Below are 11,979 nucleotides of genomic sequence, written 5' to 3' on the forward strand. Positions count from 1 at the left end.
GTCCGGTGCAATACCGAACTCATTTTACCAAAGCTGCCTGATGAAATAACCGTGTCTAACTTTAAGGGGTCACTTCAAAAAGTGACTTTTCTGGACAGTTTTTTATGTTGGGAAGAGCTCTTTGTGTTGGTGATCTAAATTCAATGGTAGTTGCTCATAAATTATTACAGCCGCTCATAAAATTGCGTAACCGCTCATACACCGCAACCGAAATAAATGAAAAAGATTCTCATTTACGCTTGAAAATTGTTCTCAAATAGAGTATGCTATGAGCAACGAATGGTTCGGAACTTGTGAAGAGTCTTTAACTTGAAAGGTCGGGGAACTGGTATGTATAAGATTGTTGCATTGGCTATTTTTGCGGGAATTGGAATAGGTGCAGGAGCCGGATTTTCTTTAGGAAGTAAAGAATGGGTAGGCATGCTTGCAGGTATTGCGGCATTAGCGTTCATTGCAGCGCCAGTGGCAGTTGTTTATTCAAGTGAAAAGAAAAAGTGGCAGCAAGCTCAATAATTACGTGTAAGACATTCAAGCCGGATTCAAAGGTTTGGATGTCTTTTTTTATGTGGCCATCAAGCAAAAAAACCTCCTGCAACCAAACGCAGGAGGAGGAGTGTTAATTCACTTTTACACTTTCAACAGCTTCCTTTGCAGCATAGAGAGCTTGTTTGACATCTGCTATTAAGTCGTTCACATCTTCTACGCCGACTGAGAAACGCAAAAGTCGATCATCAACACCCCGGCGATTTCGCTCCTCAAGCGGGATGTCCATATGCGTCTGTGTCGTCGGATAGGTAATGAAACTTTCAACCCCACCAAGACTTTCCGCAAATGAAATGAGCTTCATGTTCTCTAAGAAAGGACCGACCCACTCGCTATTTTGTACACGGAAAGACAACATACCGCCGATCCCTGCATACAGCACATCTGCAATTAAAGGCTCTTGCTCTAAATAGGAAACCATTGCTTTTGCGTTCGCATCATGTTGCTTCATTCGTAAATGTAGAGTTTTGAGACCCCGTACTACAAGCCATGAATCGAGTGGTGAAAGGGTAGCACCCATTGCATTATGATTCGTAAATAGACGTTCGCTAAGATCCTCTCCTTTAGCTACAACAAGTCCGGCTAGCACGTCATTATGACCACCGATATATTTTGTAGCGCTATGGATGACAATGTCTGCCCCATCTTCAATAGGCCGCTGGAAATACGGTGTTAAGAACGTATTATCCACAATCAATAACAAACCGTGTTTTTTAGCAAGCTCTGCATAGATTGCGATATTGATCTGTAACATGAGCGGGTTGGTTGGAGTCTCCAAAAATATGGCTTTCGTCCGGTCTGTAATCGCTTGTTCCACCGCTTCCACATCGTCGAATGAAAGATAACGTGTAGAAATCTGATAAGTATTTTCATATTGGTTAAATAAGCGATAGGTGCCGCCGTATAGATCCTCTGGTGCAAGAAGTTCGTCACCCGTTTTAAACAACGATAAAATCAGCTGAATGGCTGCCATGCCAGAGCTACAGGCAAATCCTTGATCCCCGGATTCTAGGTTGGCTATACCGTCTTCCAAAATGGAACGTGTTGGGTTTTTTGTTCGTGTGTAATCGTAGCCGGTAGACTGGCCAAGACCCGCATGGTGGTAAGCCGTGGATAAATAAATAGGTGGGTTGACTGCACCTGTTTTCTCATCACTCTGATTTCCTAGTTGGACTAATCTCGTTTCTAATTCGTTGTTTGTCATGAATATCCATCCCCCTCAGAAAAAATAAAAAAGAACCTCTTCATTTCGAATAGGCCCCTCGAACGTACACGTGTGTTTTTAGTATTCTCATCTTCAAGGTGATATCACCCTTGGAATTAGCACCATGCCCATATGGCTGGTTGCTGAGACTTCTTTGGGCCTATCCCTCCGTCTCTCTCGATAAGAATATTCATAATATAGTAAATATGTTGACAGATTCATTCTATCATGTAGGTATTGCAGATGCAAGCGTCCCTCTAGTAGATAGAATGGTTTCTTGTTTAGGTGATCGATTTGCTATACTGATAGGCAATACAAGCGAATGAAAGGAGATGTTCAATTTGGCTTGGAATTATGTCATCTTGGCTGCGATTGTAGAAATCTTTTGGGTAGTAGGACTTCGCTACTCGGATACGATGATGCAATGGATTGGAACGGGGATGGCGATTATTGTCAGTTTTTATTGCATTATTAAGGCATGCGAGAAATTGCCTTCAGGTACGGTGTATGCCGTATTTACTGGGTCTGGAGCGGCTGCCATTTTATTGGTCGATATCTTCGTTTTTCAAGCCGACTTCACATGGATCACACTATCATTTATTGCTTTAATAGTGATTGGTGTGGTGGGAATCAAACTGACAACGGATGAACACGTAGATGAAGAAAATCAAAAAGGGGTTGGCTGACGGTGGCTTGGGTTTATTTGGCAATTGCCAGTCTAGGCGAGATCTTTGGTGTCATGAGTATCAATTATTATTTACAGAAGCGTACGATACCGCGGCTAGTATTCATTGTAGGGATTTTTGGATTCGGTTTTATTTTTCTATCACTCGCAATGCGAGATATTCAAATGAGTACGGCCTATGCTGTTTGGACAGGTTTAGGAGCGGCTGGGGCAGTACTTGCAGGAATCCTGTTTTTTAAAGAGTCGGCTAGCGTAAAGCGGATTTTCTTTTTATCATTAATCATTCTAGGAGCAGTTGGATTGAAACTGTTTGGATAAGGGAAAGGTTGTGGAGCAACTGTTATATTGGACAAGCTTTGTATCTCAAGATTGGTACGTGACAATGGCGTCTACTGAAACAGGTCTTTGCTATGTAGGCTTAGCAGAGAATAGCTTTAAGGAACTGAAGGATTGGGCAGGCAAACAGCTTGGCACTACTGCAATAATAGAAGATGCTCATAAATTAGATGAATATACGAGAGAAATCAAAAGGTATTTGTCTGGCGAGCAAATGGACTTCACTTGCCCATTAGACTTGACAGGAACACCGTTTCAACTCCAAGTTTGGGAAGCGTTGAGCCGTATTCCGTATGGCGAGACGGTTACCTATTCAAAGATCGCTACAGATATCGGCAAAACTTCCGCAGTTCGAGCCGTAGCTTCAGCAATCGGAAGGAATCCGCTATTGTTGATTATTCCGTGTCACCGAGTGGTCGCTAAGAATGGCAGTTTATCAGGATATCGGGACGGACAGGAGATAAAGGACAGGTTGATCCGATTGGAAAGTAATTCATTTCATTCCTCTAGTTGACAAGAAGTAAGACTATGATAAACTGGAGTTGTTCGATAATTCAATAACTATAACTAGGGGTGTCCAGCGTGACTGGACTGAGATGGAATGGATGAAACGCATTCCGAACTCTTTGGACCTGATCTGGCTCGTACCAGCGTGGGGAAGTTTTCAATCTATCAATCAGCGTACGTTTATGTGCGTTTTGAAGACCAGGTCCATTTCTACGGGACTGGTCTTTTTTGATTCCCTTTACTCGGATGGAGTCATGGTCTACCCTCAAAAAGGAGACGATGACAAATGAAACAAACGAAGGAAGAAGAAATCCAGATCCATAATTGTTTTCCGGCAAGCAAGAAAGTGTATGTGCAAGGGAGCCGTGAAGATCTGCTCGTACCTATGCGTGAAATCGAGCTATCACCGACCGTTACCGATCAAGGCAAGTATTCAAATGAACCGTTCCGCGTCTATGATACAAGTGGAAAGTATACGGAAGTTGGTTACGAAGTCGATATCAGAAAAGGGCTTCCATCTATTAAGAGAGACTGGATATGGGAGCGCAACGATGTCGAAGAGTATGAGGGACGAGAAGTGAAACCACAGGACAATGGATTTCGTTCATTGGAACAAATGAAAAACGATGAGCAATTCCCGTTATTAAAGCTAAAGCCATTACGATCTAAAAAAGGGAGAAATGTTACGCAAATGCATTATGCCTGAAAAGGAATGGTTACTCCTGAGATGGAGTTCATCGCTATTCGTGAAGGGGTCGAACCTGAACTTGTGCGTGACGAGGTAGCAAGGGGTCGTGCGATCATCCCGTCCAATATCAATCATCCTGAAGCAGAACCAATGATTATCGGGAGTAAATTTCATGTCAAAATTAATGCGAATATTGGAAACTCTGCTGTCTCTTCATCGATTACAGAAGAAGTGGAGAAAATGACGTGGGCCACACGTTGGGGCGCAGATAATATTATGGATTTATCTACAGGGAAAAATATTCATACGACACGTGAATGGATCATCCGTAATTCTCCTGTGCCAGTGGGAACAGTACCGCTTTATCAGGCATTGGAAAAGGTGAATGGCAAAGTGGAAGATTTATCGTGGGAAGTATTTCGCGACACATTGATTGAACAAGCTGAGCAGGGAGTTAGCTACTTCACGATTCATGCGGGCGTATTATTACGCTATATCCCATTGACGGTCAATCGAGTGACAGGGATCGTTTCACGTGGCGGCTCGATTATGGCGCAATGGTGCATGTTACATCATCAAGAAAGTTTCCTTTATACGCATTTTGAGGAAATCTGTGAAATTATGAAGCAATATGATATTTCCTTTTCATTAGGAGATGGGTTGCGTCCAGGCTCGATTGCAGATGCTAATGACGAGGCACAATTCGCTGAGTTGGAGACGCTAGGTGAACTGACGAAAATCGCTTGGAAGCATGATGTACAAGTGATGGTGGAAGGTCCGGGTCATGTTCCAATGCATTTGATCAAGGAAAATGTAGAGAAGCAAATGGATATTTGTCAAGAGGCTCCATTTTATACGTTAGGCCCTTTGACGACAGATATAGCTCCTGCTTATGATCATATCACTTCCGCAATTGGTGCTGCGATGATTGGCTGGTTCGGAACCGCCATGCTGTGTTATGTCACACCGAAGGAGCACCTCGGTTTGCCAAATAAAGAGGATGTTCGTGAAGGGGTCATTACCTATAAAATAGCAGCTCATGCAGCGGACTTAGCGAAAGGGCACCCGAACGCACAAAAGCGGGATGATGCGTTGTCAAAAGCGCGTTTTGAATTCCGTTGGAGAGATCAATTTAATTTGAGTTTGGATCCAGAGCGTGCGATGGAGTATCATGATGAAACGTTACCGGCTGAAGGTGCGAAAGTGGCTCATTTTTGTTCGATGTGTGGGCCGAAATTCTGCAGTATGCGCATTTCCCACGATATTCGCAAGTATGCGGATGAAAATAGTTTAGAGGAGAAACTGGCGATTGAAAAGGGGATGCAAGAAAAAGCAGAAGAATTTAAACAAGCCGGTGCTGAAATTTATCTTTAAAGAGGAGTGGTTGAGATGACTGTTGCGAACCAGTTAGTCCGTCAACTAGCAGTGCAACGGCAAGGGTTGCGTCAATTAGAAGAGCGATTGCATCAGCTTCAATCGGAGTGTGATCATCAATTTAAAGAAACTCCGACACAGCGAGAATGTGAAAAATGCAAAAAGGTAGAGAGTGTCCATTATTGAGTGAAATGGGAAGGCAGTAGGGTAGATGATGTGTAACCGCGCGAAACATGTGGAGGACCGCGCCAAAACTATTGCCAATCGAGTGTTTACACATAACAGTAACCCATCTTAAACGCAAAAAAGAGCCGATTAAAAGGCTCTTTTTTGCATTCTATAGTTACGATGGTTGACGCAGTGTTTCAACGGAGAGTTTCCGTTTATCTGTTGCCATTTTAAACAAGTAGGCAGCGACAATAATGATCGCGATGACTATCCAGATATTCAAGAATCCGTGGATGAACGCCATACCGAAGAATCCGGCAGTCAATAAATAATAACTAAGTGGGAATAACACACGACGGATTAGCAGTCCCTCTTTCCCAATCAATCCGACGGTAGCAGAAGCAGCTACGACATTATGCACACAGATCATATTTCCGGCAGCACCTCCGACAGCTTGCATCGCTACAACGATCCCTGCTTGAGTTACATCCAATCCAATATTTCCAGCAGCGCCAAATTGGAATAGAGAAAACATCATATTACTGAAGGTATTACTACCTGCAATGAAAGCACCGAGTGCGCCCACGATTGGCGCAACGAGTGGCCAGAAGTCTCCAGCTATGACGGATACACTTTGTGCTAAAATCAATGGCATATTTTCTCCAACTAAATAGGCATTGTCAGCAGCGACTTTTCCAGCAGCTAATGAAGTATTTAGGAATATTTTGATCATCGGTACCGCGAAAATCAATGCAACACCTGCAGTAACCGCCGTGATGAATGAATTTTTCCATGCTAGCACATACTCTGAAGGTTTCATTCGATGTAAGAAGTAACCGAACAATGAAGCGATGATAAAGAAGAAACCAGGCAAGAATAATGGAGTAGAGGCTGTGGTGATGCCTGAACCAAACATGTTTTCAAACGTCAATGTTACAGCGGGATGCTTCAATAAACTTGTGAAAGAATCAATTGTTCTAGACAATACGAGCAAACCAGCAAGAACGACATATGGCATCCATGCATTCAACATGGAAATCTTGCGGCTTTCGTCTAATGGCTTTGCTGCTTCATGATTTAGCTTGCCAAACCAATCTTCTTCCCATTGTGCACGTGATGGAAATTCGAATGTGTCTTCCGGTTTTGGCATAAATAATCCCTTACGAGCAGCAGGCACCACGATGACCAATGAAATAAGAGCACCGAGCAATGAAGGGAACTCAGGACCCAATGTAATCCCGATAAGAAAATACGGAATAGTAAAAGCTAATCCTGCAAATAATGCGAATTTCCAAACCTTTAATCCTTCACGGAATGATTTAGCAGGACTGAAAAAGCGAGTCAATAGTGCGGCCAAGAATAATGGGATCAATGAACCGATCACACCGTGGATTAGTACCGTATTAGCAGTAATTTGAAGTAGGTATTCAGGAAAGCTCATTCCAGCTTTCTCTAGTGCTGCCATGACTGCAGGTTGATCCGCGAGCCCGGTATTCACACCGATTTGAATGGGTGTCCCAATTGCACCGAAAGAAACAGCTGTACTTTGGATAACGAGTGATACCAAGACGGCAGCTAGCGCTGGAAAACCGACAGCTACTAGAAGCGGTGCGGCAACCGCAGCCGGCGTACCGAAACCAGAAGCACCTTCGATAAAGGAACCGAATAAAAACGCAATGATGATCGCTTGGATTCGGCGGTCAGGTGAAATAGAAGTGAAACCACCTCGAATCGTATGAATGGCACCACTTTCTTTGATCGTATTCAAAAGCAACACTGCACCAAAGACGATAAATATAACTTCCAAAGCGGTAATTAATCCGTTGAATGCGGCACCAGCCACAATATTTGCTTTGGTACCCCAGACGAATATAGCGACGAGTGCAGTGACGATAAGAGCGATAGGCATCGCCCGACTAGCAGGCCAGTTTAATAAGACCAAGAATACTAAAATCGTGACGATAGGCAGCAAGGCGATAAGTGATAGAACCAATAAACTCAAATTAATAGCCTCCTTTACAAAGAACTTGATTAGAAAACGCTTCCAAATCGTATTTGGTCATTAGGTCATCTGATGACCTAATGACTTATGATGCTTTTCCTGATTATATAGATTGGTAGGTTAAAAGACAAGTAGTTATTTGTATTATTAGAAATCATTTTTTGTTCACAGCTTTTGAAACCAATGTGTTGGATTATAGATTATAATAAGGGCAGAAGACAGGAGTGAACGATGGTGAAATACAAGCAGATCAAGCCTAAAAAAATATATGAAGAAGTAGCAGAGACCCTATTGAACTCTATACGTTCAGGTGAATTGAAGCCGGGAGATAAATTGGATTCTGTTCAGCAACTGGCGGAAAGTTTTAATGTGGGAAGATCAGCTATTCGTGAAGCGCTGACTTCATTGCGTGCAATGGGTTTAATCGAAATGCGTCAAGGAGAAGGAACTTATGTTATGGAGTTTTCATCTGCGGATGTTGTATTTCCATTACAAAGTGCGATGTTAATGAGTCAGGAAGATATCTCTCATTTGTTAGGAGTTCGGAAAATATTGGAGACAGGAGCAGCGGCCAGTGCAGCGGAGACGCGAACTCAAATAGATTTAGACAGGATGGAAATAGCCTTAAAAGAAATGAAAAAGCATGCGGGAGATATTATTCTTGGCGAGAAAGCGGATTTGGATTTTCATTTTGCTATTGCAGGGGCGACAGGGAACCCATTATTAGTTAGCTTGATGAATCATGTTGCGGAATTGATGGGAGAATCTATGAGAGAAACGCGCCGTATTTGTTTGTACACAGACGCAGCGACCGTCGACCGGTTGTACGAGGAACATGAATCGATTTTTTTAGCAATTAAAAATAAACAGCCAGATATCGCAGCTATTAACATGCAAACCCATTTGTTTAATGTAGAGTCTGTGTTGTCCAATTATTTACAATCACTTAATAAATAAAAAAAGTTCACTCGTCGACGAACGAGTGAACTTTTTTGTTAGGAAATATAATGAATGCTCTGTTAAATCTCTAAGATTTATAGTATGCTATGAAATAACGTGAAGTCATCTGATGACCTGTTGACTATTGTAATCTATTCCAGAGAGGTGAATGAAATATGAAAGTTAGCCTATTTATCACATGCCTAGTCGATATGTTTTATGCAGATGCAGGAAAAGACATGGTGGAAGTGTTGGAACGGCAAGGCTGTGAACTATCTTTTCCAAAAGGGCAAGTATGTTGCGGTCAACCTGCCTATAACAGTGGATACGTGGAAAGTTCAAAATCAGCGATGAAAAATATGATCAAAACCTTTGAAATGGCTGAATATGTGGTGACACCGTCTGGATCATGCGCGACGATGTTTAAGATGTACCCGGAAATATTCCAAGATGATCCGCAGTGGAAAACCAAAGCGCAAGAACTCGCGGATAAAACGTATGAATTCACAGAGTTTCTAGTAGATGTATTGCAAGTCGAAAATGTAGGGGCAAAACTTTCAGGAAAAGCCACATATCACCCATCCTGTCACATGACCAGATTGTTAGGCGTGAAGGAAGCACCCCAAAAACTGCTACAGCAAGTGGAAGGCCTCGAAATGATTCCCTTGCCAAATGCTCATAATTGCTGCGGATTTGGTGGAACATTTTCGGTTAAGATGGGACCTATCTCTGAACAAATGGTAGATGAAAAAGTGAATAGTGCAGTAGAAACAGAAGCAGATTATTTAATCGGAGCGGACTGCGGTTGCTTGATGAATATCGGTGGACGCGCAGAACGAACAGGAAAGCCGATTCGTGTCATGCATATAGCGGAAGTATTGAATAGTCGTGAGTAATTCAGAAAAGAGGTGAAGTTGTATGGCAATGAAATTCAGTACAAAAAACTTTAATGATCGAACGAAAGACAATATTTCAGACGACTTTATGAGAAAAGCCGTGGCTAGTGCGCAGGAACGATTACATGGTCGTAGGTTGGATGCCGCTAATGAACTCGGAAGCTGGGAAGAATGGCGGTCGCATGGAGAAGAAATTCGTCAGCACGTACTTGAAAACTTGGATTTTTATTTGCATCAGCTTAGTGAAAATGTAGCACAGCGAGGAGGGCATGTGTTCTTCGCTAAAACGGCTGAGGAAGCGAGCGCTTACATCCGGGACGTCGTGGAGAAAAAAGAAGGCAAGAAAGTCGTGAAATCGAAATCGATGGTAACAGAAGAGATCAATCTGAACGCGTGTCTGGAAGAGGCAGGGTGTGAAGTCATTGAAACGGATTTAGGAGAATACATCTTACAAGTAGACGATCATGATCCTCCATCTCATATTGTGGCACCTGCGCTACATAAAAATAGAGAACAAATTCGTGATGTGTTTGCCGAAAAACTAGATTATAAAAACACCTCCAAACCAGAGGAATTGGCATTACATGCTCGAGAGAAACTTCGAAAAGAATTTTTAGCAGCTGACATTGGAATTACAGGTTGTAATTTTGCCATTGCGGAAACAGGGTCTATCAGCCTTGTGACCAATGAAGGAAATGCAAGGCTTGTATCGGCACTGCCAAAAACACAAATTACCGTGATGGGCATGGAGCGTATCGTCCCTTCTTTTGAAGAATTCGAAGTGCTAGTCAGTTTATTAACTCGCAGTGCCGTTGGTCAAAAGCTCACGAGCTATGTGACCGCGTTGACAGGTCCAAAAGGTGAAGGGGATGTCGATGGACCGGAAGAATTCCATTTAGTGATTGTGGATAATGGTCGCTCCAAAATTTTAGGAACTGAATTCCAGTCCGTTCTGCAATGTATACGCTGTGCTGCGTGCGTCAATGTGTGTCCTGTTTATCGTCATATTGGTGGACACTCGTACGGTTCTATTTACTCAGGACCAATTGGCGCTGTACTTTCACCATTGCTAGGAGGTTATGATGATTTCAAAGAGTTACCGTATGCTTCAACGCTATGCGGTGCTTGTACGGATGCTTGTCCAGTGAAAATCCCTCTACATGAGCTGCTTCATAAGCATCGTCAAGTGATTGTAGAGGAAGAAGGACGGGCACCGATTTCAGAAAGACTTGCGATGAAAGCATTTGGAATTGGAGCATCGTCGAACCCCCTATATTCGATGGGCGCAAAAGTGGCATCCACTGCCATGAAGCCGTTGACGAAAAATGAACGGATCTCTAAAGGGCCTGGCCCACTGAAGGAATGGACGGACTTGCGGGAGTTTCCTGCAGTGGGAAATCAACGTTTTCGCGATTGGTTTTATGATCAGAAAGGGGGTAAATCGAAATGACAGGACAGATTCAAAATCGAGAGACCTTTCTAAGTGAAATTGCTACCCAATTAGGACGAGAACCTAGATTACATGTGGAGAAGCCTGTGTGGAAACATCAACCACAGCGTTCGGTGTTGAAGGACGCTTCAACAGATGAATTGCTTGAAGTGTTGCGTAATCAGTGTCTTCAAATCCATACCGACTTGATCGAGACGACTTTAACGGATCTCCCGCAGGCTTTGGATGAAGCTGTGAAATTATATGGTGGCGGCCCTTTATCTCTTTGGACAGATGAGCGTTTTACTGAATTCGGGTTGTCGTATTTGATTGATGAGCAATGGCCGGCAGAAAACATAGAAGTTAATAGCTGGGACACGAAACTTGGTGCGAAGAATATTGAATTGGCTGAACAAGCAAATGTAGGCATTACTTTCAGTGATATGACGCTTGCAGAATCGGGAACTGTGGTGCTGTTGAGTAGTCAGGATAAAGGCCGCTCCGTCAGTTTATTGCCAACGAATTATATCGCGATCATTCCGAAAAGTACGTTGGTACCAAGAATCACACAAGCAGCGGATTTAATTCGGGAGAAAATCGATAGTGGGGAACAAATTCCTTCCTGCATCAATTTTATCACAGGTCCAAGTAACTCTGCCGATATTGAAATGAATTTGGTGATTGGCGTACACGGACCTGTGAAAGCAACTTATATTGTAGTGAATGATCGCTGATGATCTTAATGCATAAAAGACCTTCCTCATTGGAATGTGTTTCAGACTGTAGACAAAAGAAAGGAAGTGGGCAGGGTACCGTTGATCTACGTTCCAGGCGGACGCTTTCCTGGGGGCGTGGCTTGAGCCTCCTCGTCCGCTCCGCTACCTCCGGGGTCTCAAGACGCACGCTGATCCCCAAGGAGTCACTGCCTTCCACTACGATCAACTAGCGTAATACATTGATTTTTTAAGTAGTTCGTTCCTCTTCAGCTTATGAAATAGAAGCGATTGGTAAGCTCTTATTATAGAACAATGTTAGCGTGCTAATCTTTTGTAAAATTAAAGATTGTGTGCCGATTTTTTAGATTTTTGTGTTTGTCTACAAGCTGAAACACCTTCCTCATCGGAAGGTGTTTCAGACTGTAGACAAACTCCGGAAATTTGGAGTTTGCCTACAGTCTTTTTTCTTTTACAATAGAGTAAACGCCAGGA

11 protein-coding genes, 1 pseudogene and 2 riboswitches are annotated in these 11,979 nt (G+C 43.0%); of the genes and pseudogenes, 10 read left to right on the plus strand and 2 right to left on the minus strand.

All coding sequences use genetic code 11. The annotated features are described in order from the left end of the window. The first annotated feature begins 330 nt into the window (after positions 1-330). Positions 331-513 carry a hypothetical protein gene (locus tag GD002_RS17195; RefSeq protein WP_153733598.1) on the plus strand — a complete coding sequence of 61 codons (183 nt, stop codon included), beginning with the start codon at positions 331-333 and terminating at the stop codon, positions 511-513. A gap of 103 nt (positions 514-616) precedes the next feature. Here the strand turns inward: GD002_RS17195 and GD002_RS17200 are convergent, their stop codons facing one another. Continuing rightward, a complete protein-coding gene (locus tag GD002_RS17200) occupies positions 617-1,747 on the minus strand; it encodes a methionine biosynthesis PLP-dependent protein (RefSeq protein ID WP_153733599.1) in 1,131 nt (376 codons plus the stop codon). A gap of 84 nt (positions 1,748-1,831) precedes the next feature. Beyond that, positions 1,832-1,934, minus strand: a riboswitch (SAM riboswitch). Positions 1,935-2,088: 154 nt separating this feature from the next. On the opposite strand from GD002_RS17200, the gene GD002_RS17205 reads away from it, so the two are divergent. The 5 genes and pseudogenes from GD002_RS17205 to GD002_RS17225 all read left to right on the plus strand — a co-directional run bounded on the left by GD002_RS17205 (position 2,089) and on the right by GD002_RS17225 (position 5,523). Next, the gene (locus tag GD002_RS17205; RefSeq protein ID WP_153733600.1) at positions 2,089-2,433 is read left to right on the plus strand and encodes a DMT family transporter; all 345 of its coding nucleotides are present in this window, start codon (positions 2,089-2,091) and stop codon (positions 2,431-2,433) included. A 2-nt stretch (positions 2,434-2,435) separates the two neighbouring features. Then, entirely contained in the window at positions 2,436-2,750 is a 315-nt protein-coding gene (locus GD002_RS17210; protein ID WP_194841672.1) for a DMT family transporter, read from the plus strand. Next, entirely contained in the window at positions 2,743-3,282 is a 540-nt protein-coding gene (locus GD002_RS17215) for a methylated-DNA--[protein]-cysteine S-methyltransferase (protein ID WP_228548414.1), read from the plus strand. The genes GD002_RS17210 and GD002_RS17215 overlap by 8 nt, the downstream gene beginning before the upstream one ends. A gap of 45 nt (positions 3,283-3,327) precedes the next feature. Then, a riboswitch (TPP riboswitch) is annotated at positions 3,328-3,444 on the plus strand. A gap of 117 nt (positions 3,445-3,561) precedes the next feature. Continuing rightward, a pseudogene (gene thiC, locus GD002_RS17220) lies at positions 3,562-5,337 on the plus strand (phosphomethylpyrimidine synthase ThiC). A 15-nt stretch (positions 5,338-5,352) separates the two neighbouring features. Continuing rightward, positions 5,353-5,523, plus strand: coding sequence for a hypothetical protein (locus GD002_RS17225; protein WP_153733602.1), 171 nt, complete (start codon positions 5,353-5,355; stop codon positions 5,521-5,523). Between the two features lie 157 nt (positions 5,524-5,680). Here the strand turns inward: GD002_RS17225 and GD002_RS17230 are convergent, their stop codons facing one another. Next, complete coding sequence (locus tag GD002_RS17230; protein ID WP_153733603.1) at positions 5,681-7,507, minus strand: L-lactate permease; 1,827 nt, start codon at positions 7,505-7,507, stop codon at positions 5,681-5,683. Positions 7,508-7,741: 234 nt separating this feature from the next. Here GD002_RS17230 and GD002_RS17235 point away from each other — a divergent pair, with 234 nt between their 5' ends. The 4 genes from GD002_RS17235 (at position 7,742) to GD002_RS17250 (ending at position 11,505) form a co-directional block, all read left to right on the plus strand. Next, positions 7,742-8,464 (plus strand): FadR/GntR family transcriptional regulator, encoded by a 723-nt coding sequence (locus GD002_RS17235; protein WP_153733604.1) that lies wholly within the window; start codon positions 7,742-7,744, stop codon positions 8,462-8,464. Between the two features lie 158 nt (positions 8,465-8,622). After that, entirely contained in the window at positions 8,623-9,342 is a 720-nt protein-coding gene (locus GD002_RS17240) for a (Fe-S)-binding protein (RefSeq protein WP_153733605.1), read from the plus strand. A gap of 22 nt (positions 9,343-9,364) precedes the next feature. Continuing rightward, entirely contained in the window at positions 9,365-10,792 is a 1,428-nt protein-coding gene (locus tag GD002_RS17245) for a LutB/LldF family L-lactate oxidation iron-sulfur protein (protein WP_153733606.1), read from the plus strand. Next, a complete protein-coding gene (locus GD002_RS17250; RefSeq protein ID WP_153733607.1) occupies positions 10,789-11,505 on the plus strand; it encodes a LutC/YkgG family protein in 717 nt (238 codons plus the stop codon). Before GD002_RS17245 ends, GD002_RS17250 begins: the two co-directional genes overlap by 4 nt. Positions 11,506-11,979: the final 474 nt, after the last annotated feature.

The sequence above is a fragment of the Sporosarcina obsidiansis genome, from assembly GCF_009651005.1.
Classification (GTDB): domain Bacteria; phylum Bacillota; class Bacilli; order Bacillales_A; family Planococcaceae; genus Sporosarcina; species Sporosarcina obsidiansis.